A 17,333-nucleotide genomic window follows, 5' to 3' on the forward strand; every position below is an offset into this window, starting at 1 on the left:
TAGTTTTGCCTTAAGGAGGTGTATGCTTCTACTCTAGCGCAGGTTTTTTGTATGTGTCGTAAAAGACACTACGAAAATTGCAAAGATATCGTAAAGACGACGGCTAAGCTCAACAAAATTTATAGGATTAAGGCAAAAAAATCGGTTTGTTCCGTCCCAGGGCGCAAGTCCTTTCCGAGTAGAGTGCTCGCGTCCCCCCTCGCGAGTGGAGTGCGAGCGGTATCATTATTATCTAACCGGATTCGATCTATTAACTCCGCACTGCTTTGACCAGCGACTGACAGGCCCGCAGGAAAACGGCAACATCGACTCCAAGTGCGACGTACTGAACGCCAGCATCAATCCACTGCTTGGCGATTTCGGGGTTTTCGGCAAAAGTACCCGCGGCTTTGCCTGCTTTGCGGATGGTTTGCACTGCCTCCTGCATCATGTCGATGACTCGGGCATCGCGGACTTGGCCGGGAATGCCGATCGACTGTGACAGATCGTAAGGGCCCAGAAAAATCACGTCAACCTCTGGCACAGTAACAATTTCTGCTAGGTTGTCGATGCCGCCTTTGCCTTCGACATGAATCACAACTAAAGATTCTTCGTTGAGTTTGTCAGTGATATTTGTACCTGCCGCGGTGTAAAGTCCGGCCCGCGTAGCGAAGGAAAGGCCTCGCGTGCCCAGAGGACTGTATTTAGCACTTTTGACAGCGGTTTCAGCATCAATTTTGCTTTCAATTTGAGGTACTTGAACGCCTGCACTGCCGATGTCGAGAGCTCGTTGAATTTGCGGCCCGTCGTTTTTGCGGACGCGAACAATGGGTGCAATTCCGGTGCAGTCGGCCGCGCGACACAAATCTTCAGCAGCAAGGGGGTTCAGGGGCCCGTGTTCCATGTCGATGACGGCGAAATCAAATTCAGCGTGACCGCATATTTCCATGAATGCGGGATAAGCGCAGTTCATAAATAAACCCAGGACTGTTTCGCCTTGTTTAATTTTTTGTTTGAGTTGGTTTTGACGCATAAATTTGGAGTTTTTTTAACTGCCGATGAATGCCGGTGCACCCAAATTGTTTTTAATAGTACAGCTAAAACATTGCCGTTACAAATTACTTTAGGTTAAGAGAATCGACAAAAACTTTGTAGCTGCTTTTGCTTCTATTTTAAAAGGAATCAAGCACAAAAGCCAGGCACAAACAAACATTCCTAAGATTGGTAAAAATATTGGTCCCACAGAGGGTTCGACTAACCAAGCAAATAAAGAAAACATTCCAATACTGCCAGTTGTCCACAGCCAAAGAATTATAAATCCTATAACTATTTTATGTAAACTCATCCTAATTTTGATGGAACAACCGAAGGGTTGAGTATGTATATCTCCTTGTATAATTGGGAAAAATAAATAGCGGCCGATGGTAATGCGATTAATTTTGAATGTATTGCCAGAAATTGTTCCTTCATAAAGTTTAGCAGGTGGGGGGCCAAAGGGTAGAATTATTCTAAAAAGTTTGGGGAAAGTAACCACTTCGTCCAACCTGCGCAAAACTTCCGAAAAAGTTAAACTTGTGGTAATTGTTAAACTCTCAAAAGGAATGAATGACCTAAAAAATTTGACTATATTGAGCATAAGGTTGAGCCGGCTGTTCAAGAGTTGTGGCTGGTATTAATGCCTCTTATCTAAAAAAAGTTGGCCCTGACTGCACCACGAAATACCAGTATACTGCAAAATAAACATTTGGATGCGATGAGTGTTTTTTGCTGATGTCAAAATTAATTCCACAATCTCCGATGAAACTTCGACGGTATCTATTTTTGCTCAAAGGTCGATCGATCGTTAGCCTCACCCTCGGCATAATTTCCGCGATTGGGAGCATTTCGCCAGTATTTGCCGCACCTCCCCGCAATCGGGACAGTGCAGAAACTTGCGATATTCTAGTAGCAGGCGGCGGGCTCGCAGGTGCTGCTACGGCTTACGAAGGTTTGCTGGCGGGGCGCACAGTTTGCCTGACTGAAATTACTGATTGGGTAGGCGGTCAAATTTCCTCCCAGGGAACTTCCGCACTCGATGAAAGAGAGACTCAGCGATCGCTCTTATATTACCCCCGCGGCTACCTAGAATTGCGGCGGCGGATCGGGGAACATTACGGCCGGCTAAATCCCGGAGGCTGTTGGGTTAGCTATTCGTGTTTCATGCCCTACGACGGTCACAAAATTCTATTTAACATCTTGCAGGATGCTGCTAAAAAAGGCAAAGGCACACTGAAATGGTTTCCCAATACGGTTATTAAAGAACTAGCAATTACTCCTGCTGTGGCGGGGAATACGGTTGGGGGTCAACAAATTAAAAGTGCGATCGCCATTCAACACAAACCGGCCGCCAACACCCCGCCAATCAACACTGAAACTCTTTCTCAGACTATCGAAGATGCCTATCGCTACGAAAATTCGGCGCGATTTAACAAAACTATTATTGAGTTTATTCCTAAAGCATCTGGAACCCCCCCTAGCCCCCCCTTGCCAAGGGGGGGGAATTCCACCAGTTCCCCTTTACAAGGGGGCAATTCCACAAGTTCCCCCCCTTTACAAGGGGGGGCTAGGGGGGGTGCTGATTGGTACGTTGTAGATGCCACCGAAACAGGCGAATTGATCGGACTTGCGGATGTTCCTTACCGCCTCGGAATTGACCCGCGTTCCCCTCTCGAACCTTCCTCCCCCAGCCCAAGCGGCGACGCTTACTGCACTCAAGGTTTTACCTACACCTTTGCAATGCAGGCAACGAAGGAACCGCAGCAGCACCAAGCGCCGTCTTTTTATCAACAATACGCTCCTTACTACAGTTACGAATTGCAGAGATTGGCGAGCTTTCCCTTAGTTTTTACCTACCGCCAAATCAGGAGCATGAGACCAGAGCAAAAGCGACCTTCAGACCCGAAGCAATTCCCAATTTATCCGGGGGATATTTCGATGCAAAACTGGACTTGGGGCAATGACTATCGCCCCGGTTCTGCCCAGGACAATTTAATTTATTCTCGCGAGCAGTTGCAAGAGTCCGGTCAACTGCAATCAGGGGGATGGATGGGCGGTTTGCGAACGGAAACTTTGCGCAGAGGGGAGGAAAATGCCCAAGGATTTTTCTACTGGCTGGTAACAGGAACTACTGACTCGCAGCTAGGAGAGGGAGTGAAAAAGCCTAATCCAAACAATCGTTTTTTGAGCGGTTTGGATTCGCCGATGGGGACGGTGCACGGACTTTCTAAATATCCTTATATGCGGGAGGGCCGACGCATTATTGGGCGACCGAGTTTCAATCAGCCTCAAGGTTTTACGGTGTGGGAAGTTGATATGTCTCGCACTGACTTTAAGACTGATTTTTACCGCCAGAATTTGTCGGAGGAAGAGTATCGCAATTTGTGGTTGGTTGTGGGTGGTTTGAATGCGCCGGCTTTGGCTGTGGGAAGTCAATCGGTAGAGGATACAAAATCGCGATCGCGCGCTACGATTTATCCTGATTCTGTGGGTATAGGTCATTATGCGATCGACTTTCACCCCTGCATGACCAACAGCCCGCCGGAAGCACCGGGAAATACCGAACGGGAAGGTACTCGCAAAGCTCAAGGCCAAGCTTATCCGTTCCAAATTCCGCTGCGGGCAATGATTCCTCAGAAAATTGACAATATGTTAGTGGCGGGTAAAAGTATTGCTGTTAGCCACACGGCGGCGGCTGCATATCGAGTGCATTCTTTTGAATGGTCTGCCGGTGCTGCGGCGGGAGTTACGGCTGCTTTTTCCCTAGAAAAGGGGATTATACCTTATGAATTAGTGGACGAATTGCCATCTCGCGAGCCAAACTTAGAAGTGTTGCAGTTGCGGTTGCAGCAAAATAAGAATCCGATCGCCTTTCCGGGTACTTCTATTTTCAATAGTTCGTGGCAAAACTGGAAATAATCGCAGTTGGTAATCTGTAGGGTGTTCTTCTGCCGCGCACCTTACCCTAGAAACTGCTGTGCGATGTCGGAAGCAACAGGCGCACTCCGGGCTTCCGACTTGCCCTATGGTTTAACAAACTTTGTTGACTTACCTGTGGTGTCTCCAATTATTCCAGAGCCCAATTTGAAACCTCAAGAGGGTAATTGAATAGCCGAATTTTTGTAATCCGGGGGAACGGGAAGCTTTGATGTGCGATCGTCCATAAAAGCTCTTGTGCGGTAAGCATCCTCTAGCCCTTGACTTTATTTTCGCTCCCTGTGTAATGTAAAACGTAATACCATAATTGACACCAATTTTCATCCATCTTTTGACGGAAGCAATCAGCTACTACTTTAGTCCGATAATAGCAATACCATCCCCAAAAACTCATTAGAGCTAGGGTTGGTGCTGCCTGAACCCGCGCCCCGCGCCAACCAGATATCTTGCACCATCAACGCTGAAGCAGCGCCAAACCCCTTCCAATTCGCCAAAAAAGGTAACGGTCATGTCAACTGCACAGATAACAAAGCCCAATTCAAATAATGGTTATGCCAAACAGTTACTCAGAACCTTAGTAGCTGTCAAAAAAGGAGACTTTTCAGTTCGGATGCCCATAGACCAGACCGGTCTAGCGGGAAAAATTGCTGACGAACTTAACGACATTATCGAGCTCAATGAGAGAATGGCGGCCGAACTCGATCGCATCGGCACAGTTGTCGGTAAAGAAGGCAAAATCGCCCAGCGCGCCACCATCGGCAGCGCCGAGGGCTCATGGTCAGCTAGCGTAAATTCTGTCAATACCCTAATTACAGATTTAGTGCAACCAACCTCTGAAACCGCCAGAGTAATTCGGGCCGTAGCAAAAGGAGATTTATCGCAAACCATCGCCTTAGAAATAGAAGACAGACCCCTCAAAGGAGAATTCCTCCAAACAGCCCAAATTGTCAACACAATGGTAGACCAATTGAGCTCCTTTGCGTCGGAAGTAACGCGGGTGGCTAGGGAAGTAGGAACCGAAGGGAAATTAGGCGTGCAAGCGGAAGTGCGGGGAGTTGCAGGAACCTGGAAAGATTTAACGGATTCAGTTAACTCGATGGCCGGGAATTTAACAGCACAAGTGCGGAACATTGCTGACGTGACAACCGCTGTGGCAAATGGCGATTTATCCAAAAAAATTACAGTAGATGTTAAAGGCGAAATTCTCGAACTGAAAAACACGATTAACATCATGGTGGATCAGTTGAGTTCCTTCGCATCTGAAGTAACGCGAGTGGCGAGAGAAGTAGGAACCGAAGGGAAATTAGGCGTGCAAGCTGAAGTGCGGGGAGTTGCAGGAACCTGGAAAGATTTAACGGATTCAGTTAACTCGATGGCAGGCAATCTTACCGCACAAGTACGGAACATTGCTGACGTGACGACGGCTGTGGCAAATGGTGACTTATCTAAAAAAATTACAGTAGATGTTAAAGGTGAAATTCTCGAACTGAAAAACACGATTAACATCATGGTGGATCAGTTAAATTCCTTCGCATCTGAAGTAACGCGGGTGGCGAGAGAAGTAGGTTCCGAAGGCAAACTCGGCGGTCAAGCAGAAGTTAAAGGAGTTGCAGGAACTTGGAAGGATTTAACTGATAGCGTTAACTTCATGGCCGGCAGTTTGACAGCACAAGTGCGGAACATTGCTGAAGTGACAACTGCTGTGGCAAAGGGCGATTTATCTAAGAAAATTACCGTCGATGTTAAAGGGGAAATTCTCGAACTCAAAAACACTGTCAACACGATGGTTGACCAGTTAAATTCCTTCGCATCAGAAGTAACCAGGGTTGCGAGGGAAGTGGGAACTGAAGGGAAATTAGGCGTACAAGCTGAAGTGCAGGAAGTAGCAGGAACCTGGAAAGATTTAACGGATTCAGTTAACTCAATGGCCGGGAATTTAACAGCACAAGTCCGCAACATTGCTGATGTGACGACGGCTGTGGCTAACGGTGACTTATCTAAAAAAATTACGGTACAGGTTAAAGGCGAAATTTTAGAACTGAAAAACACTATTAACGTGATGGTGGATCAGCTTAATTCCTTCGCTTCGGAAGTCACGCGGGTGGCTAGGGAAGTGGGTTCCGAAGGTAAACTCGGCGGTCAAGCGGATGTCCGAGGCGTAGCAGGAACTTGGAAGGATTTAACGGATTCAGTTAATTTTATGGCGGGTAGTTTGACGGAGCAAGTACGGAATATTGCTGCTGTTACGACGGCTGTGGCAAATGGCGATTTATCAAAGAAAATTACTGTAGATGTTAAAGGTGAAATTCTGGAGTTAAAAAACACTGTCAACACGATGGTTGATCAGTTAAATTCCTTCGCATCAGAAGTAACTAGGGTTGCGAGGGAAGTGGGAACGGAAGGGAAGTTAGGCGTGCAAGCTGAAGTTAAAGGAGTTGCCGGAACCTGGAAGGATTTAACGGATTCAGTTAACTCGATGGCGGGTAATCTTACCGCCCAAGTGCGGAACATTGCGGAAGTGACAACCGCTGTGGCAAATGGCGATTTATCCAAGAAAATTACAGTCGATGTGAAAGGCGAAATTCTCGAACTGAAAAACACGATTAACATCATGGTGGATCAGTTGAGCTCCTTCGCATCTGAAGTAACGCGGGTGGCGAGAGAAGTGGGAACGGAAGGTAAATTAGGTGTGCAAGCTTACGTGCGGGGTGTAGGGGGAACTTGGAAAGATTTAACCGATAATGTTAACTTGATGGCGGGGAATTTGACGGCGCAGGTGCGGAATATTGCGGAAGTGACGAAAGCGGTGGCAAATGGTGATTTATCGAAGAAAATCACCGTCGATGTCAAAGGCGAAATTCTCGAACTGAAAGACACTATTAACGTGATGGTGGATCAGCTTAATTCCTTTGCTTCTGAGGTAACGCGGGTGGCGCGGGAGGTGGGAACTGAGGGTAAATTGGGCGGTCAAGCTGAGGTGAAAGGAGTTGCGGGAACTTGGAAAGATTTAACCGACAATGTAAACTCGATGGCGGGAAATTTGACAGCGCAAGTGCGGGGTATTGCTAAAGTTGTGACGGCGGTGGCGAATGGCGATTTGAAGCGGAAATTAATGCTGGAAGCTAAGGGAGAAATTGCGACTCTGGCAGATACGATTAACGAGATGATCGACACGCTGGCGACGTTTGCGGATCAAGTTAGTACGGTAGCGCGGGAGGTGGGAATTGAAGGGAAGTTAGGCGGTCAGGCAAAGGTTCCCGGGGCGGCGGGAACGTGGCGAGATTTGACGGATAATGTGAATGAATTGGCGGCGAATTTGACTACTCAGGTGCGCGCGATCGCCGAAGTGGCAATTGGTGTTACTAAAGGCGATTTAACGAGGTCAATTTCCGTGGCTGCTGAAGGAGAAGTGGCGATCGTCAAGGACAACATCAACCAGATGATTGCCAATCTCCGGGAGACAACGCAGAAGAATACCGAGCAAGATTGGCTCAAGACCAACCTCGCTAAGTTCACTCGAATGCTGCAAGGTCAGCGAGATTTAGAGACTGTTTCTAAATTAATTTTATCAGAACTAACGCCACTGGTTTCTGCTCAGCATGGCGTCTTCTTTATGATGGAAACTGTAGAACACGACCCCTTCCTCAAACTGTTAAGTACCTACGCCTACCGGGAACGTAAAAGCTTAGGAAATAAATTCCATTTAGGCGAAGGTTTGGTCGGACAGTGCGCCCTGGAAAAGGAACGAATACTGTTGACAGAAGTGCCGGACAACTACGTTAAAATTAGCTCGGGTCTGGGAGAATCTACGCCGCTGAATGTCGTGGTTTTACCTGTACTGTTTGAAGGGCAGGTGACAGCGGTAATTGAGCTAGCTTCGTTCCGCCGCTTCAGCGAAATTCACTTAACATTCCTCGACCAACTCACGGAAAGTATCGCCATTGTTTTAAATACAATTGCGGCGAGTATGCGGACGGAAGAGTTGCTGAAACAGTCGCAATCTTTGGCTGAAGAGTTGCAAGCTCAGCAAAAGGAACTAACGGAAACTAACAAGCGGCTAGAACAGCAAGCGCAGTTGCAGCAGACGAATGAGGAACTGCTGAAGAAGCAGCAGGAAGAGTTGCAACAAACGAATGAAGAACTAGAAGAGCAAGCTGAATTGCTAGCACTACAAAATAAGGAAGTTGAGCGGAAAAACCGAGATATCGAACAGGCGAGGGGGTTATTGGAAGAAAGAGCCGAACAGTTGGCTTTAACTTCTAAGTATAAGTCGGAGTTTCTGGCAAATATGTCTCACGAGTTGCGAACTCCGCTGAATTCGCTGTTGATTCTCGCTCGCTTGCTTTCTGACAATACTGAAGGCAATTTGACTCTGAAGCAAGTTGAATACACGCGCACAATTTACTCGGCGGGAACAGATCTGTTAGGGCTGATTAATGACATCCTGGATCTCGCTAAGATTGAATCAGGCACGATGTCGGTGGAAATTGAGCAAGTGTTGTTTGCCGACTTGCGAGATCATTTGGATCGAACTTTCCGCCAAATCGCCCAGGATAAGAAGTTGAGTTTTCAAATAGAGCTTGAGGGTGGGTTGCCAAAAGGTCTCTATACTGATGCTAAACGGCTGCAACAAGTTTTGAAGAATCTGCTCTCTAATGCGTTTAAGTTTACAGAGCGGGGTGAGGTAAAATTGCGTGTCGAAGTAGCGCGGGAAGGGTGGAGTTTAGAGATAGAAAGTTTAAGGAGTTCCCCTACTGTTTTGGCTTTCTCAGTTAGCGATACGGGAATTGGGATTTCTGCTGAAAAACACAGGGTTATTTTTGAGGCTTTCCAACAAGCTGATGGTAGCACTAGCCGCAAATACGGGGGTACGGGTTTGGGTTTGTCAATTAGTAGAGAAATCGCTAATCTATTAGGCGGAGAAATTAAATTGACAAGCCGCCCGGGTGAGGGTAGTAGGTTCACGCTTTATCTGCCCCAAACTTACCAAGAATCGCGAATAATCAATGAGGGAGAATCGGGAACGGGCAAGCAAACGGCTCAATTGCCGGCTGCTATTTCTTCAGCAGTTCCTGCGCCGAATTTCCACTTGCCGATCGCCCCTTATCCATCACCTATGATCGCTGATGACCGGGAAACTGTCGAGCTGGGCGATCGCGTGCTGTTGATTATTGAAGATGACGTGAACTTCGCTCGCATTCTTTTGGATATGGCGCGAGATCAAGGTTTTAAAGGTTTAGTGGCTTTGCGGAGCGATATCGGTTTGGCGATGGCGCGAGAGTTCAAGCCAACTGCAATTATGCTGGATCTCAATTTGCCTGTGATGGATGGCTGGACAGTGCTGGATCGCTTAAAGCACGATCCGAATACGCGCCACATTCCGGTTCACATTGTATCCGTTGAAGAAGGGCGGCAGCGCAGTTTGCAGTTAGGGGCGATCGCCTATTTGCAAAAACCTGTTAGCAGCGAAGCTCTAAGCAAAGCTTTGACTGATATTAAGGGTTTTGTCGATCGGCGAGTCAAAAATCTGCTAGTTGTAGAAGACGACGAAACGCAGCGTCTCAGCATTGTGGATTTAATCGGCAATCACGATGTTGTAACGACGGCTGTGGGGAGCGGTGCAGAGGCGCTAGAAACTTTGCTATCAGGGCATTTTGACTGCATTGTACTCGATTTGGGACTGCCAGATATGACTGGTTTTGAACTGATCGAGCAGATCAAGAAAGATGCAACTTTAAAAAGTCTGCCGATTATTGTTTATACAGGCAAAGAGTTGACGAGAGCCGAAGAAACTCAACTGAAGCGCATGGCTGAAACAATAATTGTTAAAGATGTGCGATCGCCGGAACGTTTGTTAGATGAAACAGCTTTGTTCCTGCACCGAGTTCAAGCAGATTTGCCGGAACCGAAGCGCCAAATGCTCGAGCAATTGTATCAAACTGATTCGACGCTCGCGGGCAAAAAAGTCTTGATTGTTGACGACGATATGCGGAATATTTTCGCGCTGACGAGTATGCTGGAGCGCCATCAAATGGAAATTGTGTTTGCTGAAAACGGCAGACAGGGCATTGATACATTGCAAAATACGCCTGGTATAAATATTGTGTTGATGGACGTGATGATGCCAGAGATGGACGGTTACGAAACAATGCAAGCAATTCGTAATATGCCTCAATTCGCTTCCCTGCCCATGATTGCTCTTACTGCCAAAGCTATGAAGGGCGATCGGGAAAAATGTATCGAAGCTGGCGCTTCTGACTACATTACCAAACCTGTTGATACCGAACAGTTGCTCTCGCTGCTGCGTGTTTGGCTTTATCGATAATGGAAAGAAGGAAGAAGGAAGAAGGAAGAAGGAAGAAGGAAGAAGGAAAAAAGAGCAATTATGAAACAACCAATTCCCAAGTCCCAATAATTCGGCTACGCTCGCGTACAAGTTCCCAAGTCCCAATAACCAAGTCCCAATTCCCAATAACTAATTAAAAATGCCCCCAAGTCATGAACTTGAAACAATCGAAATTCAACTCCTACTAGAGGGAATGTTTCGCTATTACGGATTTGATTTTCGCAATTATGCTCTGGCCTCTCTCAAGCGCCGCATTTGGAAAACTATTCGCTCGGAACACCTTACCAGTGTCTCGGCACTCCAGGAAAAGGTACTCCACCATCCGGGCTACCTAGACCGTTTCCTGGTGGACATTTCTGTCAATGTAACGGCGATGTTTCGCGATCCCAGCTTTTACATTAGTTTCAGAAATAAAGTGGTGCCGCTGCTGCGTACTTATCCTTTTATTCGGATTTGGCACGCTGGATGTTCAACGGGAGAAGAAGTCTATTCTATGGCAATCTTGCTGCAAGAAGAAGGACTTTATGACCGCTGTAGGATTTACGCTACTGATATGAATGAATTAGTGTTGAAAACAGCAAAAACAGGTATCTTTCCCCTGAGACAAATGCAAGAATATACGCAACTCTACCACCAAGCAGGGGGTAAAAAAGCGTTTTCTGAGTATTACACTGCTGCTTATGAAAATGCAATTTTTCGCTCTTCTCTGAAAGATAACATTGTCTTTGCTCACCACAACTTAGCAACGGATACTTCTTTTAATGAGTTTAATGTAATCTTGTGCCGGAATGTGCTGATTTATTTCAATTCATCCCTCCAAGATCGGGTACACAAGCTTTTTTATGACAGCCTGGCGATGTTTGGAGTTTTAGGGCTCGGACATCAGGAGTCTCTAAATTTTACAGTTTATGAAAAACACTATGAAGCAATTGAACGTAGTGATAAACTCTACCGCAGAATTAAATAAAAAAAAGTTTGAAATAGTGGTTGTTGGCACCTCTTTGGGAGGGCTACAGGCTCTGACTGTGCTGCTGGCAAATTTGCCGCAAAGCTTTCCTTTGCCTGTAGTTATTGTCCAACACCGCCATAAGAGTTCTCAGGATAGGCTTAGTGATTTTTTACAAAAGCAAAGTTCTCTCCAAATTACAGAGGCAGAAGACAAAGAGCCGATCGCCCCAGGACGGGTTTATTTGGCTCCTGCTGACTATCACTTGCTCATAGAATCGCCCCGCGAGTGGAAGCAAAGCGTGTCTGAAAACGACTTTACAAGTTGGGGGAGGGTTGCATTGGAGCCAATGCACAATTCAAAATCACCAATCGTCTGTCGCGGAACTGCTACATTTGCACTATCAACTGAGGGCCCTGTGTGTTATGCGCGGCCCTCAATCGATGTGCTGTTTGAGTCTGCTGCGGATGCCTTTGGGGAGAAAGTTATCGGGATAATTTTAACGGGAGCTAATTCTGATGGCAGTGAAGGGCTGGCAAAAATTAAAGCTGAGGGAGGATTGACATTTGTGGAGGAACCGGCCTCGGCTCTATGCCGGACCATGCCGGCCTCCGCGATCGCAAATGTTGAAGTAGACTGGATTTTACCCCTCTCTAAAATTGCTCCCTGTTTAGTCAAGTTGCTAAGAATTAAAGATTAAAAAATTTATGAATGTGCAGCTCCCCGATCGAGTAAATGTCCTTTTAGTTGACGATCGCCCAGAAAATTTGGTGGCTCTAGAAGCTATCCTCAACAGCCCCTCTTATAATCTAGTACAAGCTAATTCGGGCGCAGAAGCTCTGAGATGTCTGCTTAATGAAGATTTTGCGGTAATTTTGCTTGATGTGCAGATGCCGGGAATGGATGGATTTGAGACAGCAACATTGATCCGCTCTAGAGATCGATCGCGATCGACTCCGATTATTTTTATCACAGCATTCAGCAGTAATGACACCCACGTGTTTAAAGGTTATTCTTTGGGTGCGGTGGATTACCTCTTCAAACCCTTGGAACCGGAAATATTGACATCTAAGGTGCAGGTATTTGTGGAATTGTTCCAAAAAACAGTCGAAGTGAAGCAGCAAGCAACACAGTTAGCTGCTGTTAATAGTGAACTAACTAAAAGTGAAGAGCGGTTTCGCACTTTGTGCGCTTGTTCGCCGCTGGGAATTTACTTAGCTGACGTTGAAGGCCGCTGTACTTACATGAATCCCCGCTGTCAAGCGATTTCCGGTTTAATTTTGGAGTCAAGTTTGGCAGAGGTTTGGCAGCGATCGGTTCATCCAGACGATCGCGATCGCGTAGTGGCACATTTGTCAGCATGGATAGAAGAAGGGCAGGAATATTCTAACGAGTTTCGATTAGCTGTTAGCGAAACTGTGCGTTGGATTCACGTGCAGTCGTCGCCAATGTTTTCAGATTTGGGAAAACTGATCGGTCACGTGGGCACGGTGAGAGATGTCACTCACCGCAAGCAAGCAGAGGAAGAACGCGGCAGACTAATCCGCGAACAAGTGGCGCGGCAGGAAGCTGAGAGAGCTAACCAGATGAAGGATGAATTTCTCGCCATTCTTTCTCACGAACTCCGCACTCCTTTAAATGCAATTCTCGGCTGGTCCAGGCTGCTTCGTGCAAAAAAATTTGACGGCGAAACTATTGATAAAGCTCTAGAAACAATTGAGCGCAATGCTAAATCTCAAGCTCAACTTATAGAAGATATTTTAGATGTTTCGCGGATTCTGCGAGGGAAACTAAATTTAAATAAGCATCCGATTCGGTTGGAATCTGTGATCGAGCTGGCAATTGATTCTTTGCGGCCGCTGGCTGAAGAAAAATCAATACTCCTAGAATTAACGTACAGTCCAAATGTAGGTGAAGTTATCGGCGATTTCGATCGCTTGCAGCAAATTGTGTGGAATTTGCTGTCAAATGCGATTAAGTTTACTCCCCAAGATGGTAAAGTAGAGGTGCGGTTGGAGTCCGTTGGCGATGAGGCTCAAATTCAGATAATTGATAGCGGAATTGGTATCGCTCCTGATTTTTTGCCTTATGTTTTCGATCGCTTCCGCCAAGCTGATAGCAGCACAACTAGGTCTTACGGGGGATTGGGACTGGGATTGGCGATCGTCCGTCACTTGGTGGAACAGCACGGCGGTAAGGTGGATGCAGAAAATAATCCGGGCGAGGGTGCGAAATTTACGGTGGCTCTACCTCTTGCACAGAGGAAGGCCCGAGGTGCAGAGGATGGTTGGTCGCAGCTCAATGAGCCGGCAGAGGCTCCCCCAGCTCTGGTTAATTTGCAGTTGCTGGTGGTGGATGATGACGATGATACGCGGGAGTTTTTGATTGCTTTACTGGAGGAGGAAGGAGCTATGGTGCGATCTGCCGCATCGGTGGCCGAGGCTCTAGCTGCACTGGAGAGTTTTTGGCCGGATGTGCTGCTGAGCGACATTGGAATGCCCGGATCGGACGGCTACGAGTTGATCGCGCGGGTGAGAGAAATGGAAGCGCTCAGGGGTAGAAAGATGCCTGCGATCGCCCTGACGGCCTACGCCAGAGAGTCCGAGCGCCAGCAAGCGCTGCAAGCTGGTTTCCAGATGCACTTATGTAAACCAGTTGAGGTAACTGAGTTAATTGCCGGAATTGCTAACCTCGCAGGAATACTCGAAAATCCCGAGCCGACGGACTCGGCGGTTGAAACCGCTTTTCTGACCCCCCAATCCCGTGCCGATTACTGATAATAATATTAAGCTAGTTTAAAGGATAAGCGATCGACAGTTCGGAACAAGGCACCCGTTTTTCCCCAAAAAGCCGGATATTTGCTGTTTTTTTGCTTCAACCTGCCGTCAAAGTACAAAATTACCCGCCAATCAATACATGAATATTTTTAGCAGTCTGCTTTCTGGGCCAACTCAAGCACCCCAAGTCAAAAAACAGCGTCGAGGCATTGAAATTAAGTCGGAACGCGAAATCGAAATTATGCGGCAGGCCGCGAAAATCGTGGCAACGGTACTCAAAGAAATTTCCCAAATGGTGAAACCGGGAATGACTACTGCTGATTTAGATGCTTATGCGGAAAAACGCATCCGTTCTATGGGTGCAACTCCGAGTTTTAAAGGCTATCAAGGTTTTCCCGGATCGATTTGCTCTAGCATTAATAACGAAGTTGTTCACGGCATTCCCAGTGCCAAAAAGGTAATTCGGGCAGGAGATGTTCTCAAGGTAGATACTGGGGCATATTATCAAGGTTTTCACGGCGATTCTTGCATCACGATCGCAGTTGTGGAAGTGACTCCAGAATCTGCAAAATTAATCCGAGTCGCAGAAGAAGCTCTCTACAAAGGCATCGAACAAGTGAAAGCTGGAGCGTATTTGCTCGATCTGGCTGGTGCGATCGAAGATCATGTCAAAAGCAACGGTTTTTGCATCGTTGAGGATTTTACCGGCCACGGTGTGGGGCGAAATTTGCACGAGGAACCGTCGGTTTTCAATTTCCGCACCCGCGAAATGCCGAACGTGAAATTGCGATCGGGGATGACATTGGCGATCGAACCGATTCTGAATGCGGGTTCTAAGTACACTCGGACGCTTTCTGACAAGTGGACTGTTGTAACGGTTGACAATGCTATGTCGGCTCAGTTTGAGCATACTGTGTTGGTGACGGAAATAGGCTATGAAATTTTGACCGATCGTTCAAAAGTTTAAGTGGAAGGGTTCAAGAATAATTTTGAGTTTTGAGTTTTGAGTTTTGAATTAAAGATTTAATAAGTTTTTAATCGTTAGATCAAAACACAACTCAAAACTCTAGAGTTTAACAACAATTTTTTGAGCTCCTTCGAGAGATGGAGTGACAATAAGAGTTAAATGCGGCTAAATTAAAAGATACTGGTAAAGCGTAAGGGTAAGAGATATGTCAGCACGATTATTATTGGTAGACGATGAACCGGGCTTGCGGGAAGCGGTACAAGCTTATTTGGAAGATAGCGATTTTGCGGTTGAGGTTGCCAGTAATGCTCGGGATGGGTGGGAACTCTTGCAGCAGCACAATCCGGATTTGGTGATTTCAGACATTATGATGCCGCAGGTGGACGGTTATCAGTTTCTCAAGCAAGTGCGGGAAGATCCTCGCTATAAGGCTTTGCCGGTGGTATTTTTAACTGCTAAGGGAATGACGAGCGATCGCATTCAGGGCTATCAAGCAGGCTGCGATGCTTATCTTTCTAAGCCCTTCGATCCCGACGAGTTAGTAGCAATTGTAACGAATTTGCTGGCCCGCCGCGCGGCTGCTAAGGAGACGGGCGAAAGTGCTGAAAGTCCCGATATTGCTGCTTTGACAAGCCAAATGGCGAGAATTGAGTCTTTGCTGAGCGGGCGGAGTTCGATAGCCCAAAGTCCTTCGCCAATTAAAATTGATTTGACTCCGCGAGAACAAAGTGTTTTGGATTTGGTTGCTCAAGGTTTGATGAATAAGGAAATTGCCCGCCGCTTGGAAACTAGCGTGCGGAATGTGGAAAAGTACGTCAGCCGTTTGTTTAGCAAAACGGGTACTAACAGCCGTACTGAGTTGGTTCGCTTCGCTCTCGAACACGGCTTGACTAAGTAGAAGCCCTATCGACTTTGCTGGAGGCTCTGTTTCGCCGCTCTGCGTTACCAGGCTCTTCCCATTTGTGACAGCTTAAGCTTCTAGTCCGCCAAGGAATGAATTCGACGGGGTTAATAGCTAAAGTCCTCGTTATGAGGACTAATGAGTTCTTCAGTCCTCATAGCGAGGACTTTAGCTTTGAGACAGGGGTTTCAACAAGAGCCGGACTATCGGTTTGACGTTAAGTTGTCAGGAATGAGCTCTTCCTGGTAACGAGAATTATGCAAAAAATTAAAAATGTTAAGATATAAATATTGACAGATCTTCGGTGGCTGTGTTATGTCACATCAGCTTGCTGGTGGCAGCGCGGGGTGCGAAGACTGGTGTGCGATTCCCTACGGGATAGCTACGCCGCGCGTACTTCTCACTGCTTTGAGTCTGAGATGAGCACTCGCAAAGGCTGGGGAATTACTTAACGGGAAAACCTGACTGTTTAAGAGTTTTCACGTAGTAAATAGAAAGGCAAACAGTTGACCGGATACCCTCCGTAAAGCACACTTCTAGCGAAGTGTCACACATGAGGTTATATTTTCTCAGAAAAGAAACCACTATTCATTAATGACAGCGCAGGAAAGTAGCGGCGGATGTTGAATTTATAGCACTACCCAAGTTTAGTTTATACCAGGAGGATAGCATGAGGAAAATCACGGCGCGACAAACGATAAGTGCCATAGTAGCACTGCCGATCGTACTAATGGCCAATACAACTCAAGCTTTTGCCGCTGATACCAGTCAGAAAATAGAGCCAATTAAGAAAGTATCGGATTTGGGCGATGAGCTTGATTTTGATATTGGCGCACCAATAACAATCAGCATTGAAGAAAGCGAGGATTGGGATGAACCTGATTTTGCAGCTACTTTAGATATGGAGATTAGTAAATTTATGACAAACAATCTTCAAGCTGTAATTGATGAGCCGCCGCCGGTAGTTTATCTCAGTGCGGCGAGGGGTCAGTCAAGCAAGGAATGCCGCATTTCAGCGATATGCGAATAACTGAATCGGATTTGCGCGATTTGGGCGATGCCTGGGAACCCCGCAAACTACGACTCTTTGGCTGGGTACAATTTGAGCCACCATCAAGATTTCTGTAAAATCCGGTTGATTTTGCTGAGAATATGCGAATAACAGAGTATGTATTTTTTGGGTATGCTTTAATTTGAGCCGCTACAACAATAAGTATGCAGGCAGAAATAAACTTAACTAATTGATGGTTCCCGGTGATGGGAAATTGCAAAAACGGGCATAAATCAACTTAACTATGCGATGGTTCGCTGTGATTTGCGAACGCAAAAACTGGTACAAATAAGCTGATAGCAACCGCAAAAACGGTTAGTTATGACGTTTTTAATTGCACTTTCTCCTGCCGTCGATTCCTTCCATCCGTTACATCATGTCCGATCGAGTGACC

At 46.6% G+C, this 17,333-nt stretch carries 10 protein-coding genes; 8 read left to right on the forward strand and 2 right to left on the reverse strand.

The window, feature by feature from the left end:
• Positions 1 to 250: 250 nt before the first annotated feature.
• Positions 251 to 1,012 carry an aldolase/citrate lyase family protein gene (locus tag QUA54_RS20870; RefSeq protein WP_333416122.1) on the reverse strand — a complete coding sequence of 254 codons (762 nt, stop codon included), beginning with the start codon at positions 1,010 to 1,012 and terminating at the stop codon, positions 251 to 253.
• A gap of 90 nt (positions 1,013 to 1,102) precedes the next feature.
• Positions 1,103 to 1,513 carry a hypothetical protein gene (locus QUA54_RS20875; protein WP_333416150.1) on the reverse strand — a complete coding sequence of 137 codons (411 nt, stop codon included), beginning with the start codon at positions 1,511 to 1,513 and terminating at the stop codon, positions 1,103 to 1,105.
• 263 nt (positions 1,514 to 1,776) lie between these two features.
• On the opposite strand from QUA54_RS20875, the gene QUA54_RS20880 reads away from it, so the two are divergent.
• The 8 genes from QUA54_RS20880 to QUA54_RS20915 all read left to right on the forward strand — a co-directional run bounded on the left by QUA54_RS20880 (position 1,777) and on the right by QUA54_RS20915 (position 16,918).
• Entirely contained in the window at positions 1,777 to 3,933 is a 2,157-nt protein-coding gene (locus QUA54_RS20880) for an FAD-dependent oxidoreductase (protein ID WP_333416123.1), read from the forward strand.
• 526 nt (positions 3,934 to 4,459) lie between these two features.
• Positions 4,460 to 10,276 (forward strand): HAMP domain-containing protein, encoded by a 5,817-nt coding sequence (locus QUA54_RS20885; RefSeq protein ID WP_333185674.1) that lies wholly within the window; start codon positions 4,460 to 4,462, stop codon positions 10,274 to 10,276.
• A 160-nt stretch (positions 10,277 to 10,436) separates the two neighbouring features.
• On the forward strand, positions 10,437 to 11,264 hold the full coding sequence (locus QUA54_RS20890; RefSeq protein WP_333416124.1) for a protein-glutamate O-methyltransferase CheR: 828 nt from the start codon (positions 10,437 to 10,439) through the stop codon (positions 11,262 to 11,264).
• On the forward strand, positions 11,236 to 11,943 hold the full coding sequence (locus QUA54_RS20895; protein ID WP_333416125.1) for a chemotaxis protein CheB: 708 nt from the start codon (positions 11,236 to 11,238) through the stop codon (positions 11,941 to 11,943). Before QUA54_RS20890 ends, QUA54_RS20895 begins: the two co-directional genes overlap by 29 nt.
• Before the next feature lie 7 nt (positions 11,944 to 11,950).
• Positions 11,951 to 14,020, forward strand: a complete 2,070-nt coding sequence (locus tag QUA54_RS20900; RefSeq protein ID WP_333416126.1) for a response regulator — start codon at positions 11,951 to 11,953, stop codon at positions 14,018 to 14,020.
• Positions 14,021 to 14,159: 139 nt separating this feature from the next.
• Positions 14,160 to 14,987 (forward strand): type I methionyl aminopeptidase, encoded by an 828-nt coding sequence (gene map, locus QUA54_RS20905; protein ID WP_333416127.1) that lies wholly within the window; start codon positions 14,160 to 14,162, stop codon positions 14,985 to 14,987.
• Positions 14,988 to 15,192: 205 nt separating this feature from the next.
• Positions 15,193 to 15,885: a response regulator transcription factor gene (locus QUA54_RS20910; RefSeq protein WP_172190442.1), complete on the forward strand. Its 693-nt coding sequence runs from the start codon at positions 15,193 to 15,195 to the stop codon at positions 15,883 to 15,885.
• A gap of 673 nt (positions 15,886 to 16,558) precedes the next feature.
• Positions 16,559 to 16,918 carry a hypothetical protein gene (locus QUA54_RS20915; RefSeq protein ID WP_172188516.1) on the forward strand — a complete coding sequence of 120 codons (360 nt, stop codon included), beginning with the start codon at positions 16,559 to 16,561 and terminating at the stop codon, positions 16,916 to 16,918.
• The last annotated feature ends 415 nt before the right edge of the window (positions 16,919 to 17,333 follow it).

The organism is Microcoleus sp. MOSTC5 (assembly GCF_036701825.1).
Taxonomy (GTDB): Bacteria; Cyanobacteriota; Cyanobacteriia; order Cyanobacteriales; family Microcoleaceae; genus Microcoleus; species Microcoleus asticus.

Coding starts and splice junctions, on each gene's coding strand:
- map (WP_333416127.1), top strand. CDS start 14,160: ATGAATATTTTTAGCAGTCTGCTTTCTGGGCCAACTCAAGCACCCCAA.
- QUA54_RS20870 (WP_333416122.1), bottom strand. CDS start 1,012: ATGCGTCAAAACCAACTCAAACAAAAAATTAAACAAGGCGAAACAGTC.
- QUA54_RS20900 (WP_333416126.1), top strand. CDS start 11,951: ATGAATGTGCAGCTCCCCGATCGAGTAAATGTCCTTTTAGTTGACGAT.
- QUA54_RS20910 (WP_172190442.1), top strand. CDS start 15,193: ATGTCAGCACGATTATTATTGGTAGACGATGAACCGGGCTTGCGGGAA.
- QUA54_RS20880 (WP_333416123.1), top strand. CDS start 1,777: ATGAAACTTCGACGGTATCTATTTTTGCTCAAAGGTCGATCGATCGTT.
- QUA54_RS20890 (WP_333416124.1), top strand. CDS start 10,437: ATGCCCCCAAGTCATGAACTTGAAACAATCGAAATTCAACTCCTACTA.
- QUA54_RS20915 (WP_172188516.1), top strand. CDS start 16,559: ATGAGGAAAATCACGGCGCGACAAACGATAAGTGCCATAGTAGCACTG.
- QUA54_RS20885 (WP_333185674.1), top strand. CDS start 4,460: ATGTCAACTGCACAGATAACAAAGCCCAATTCAAATAATGGTTATGCC.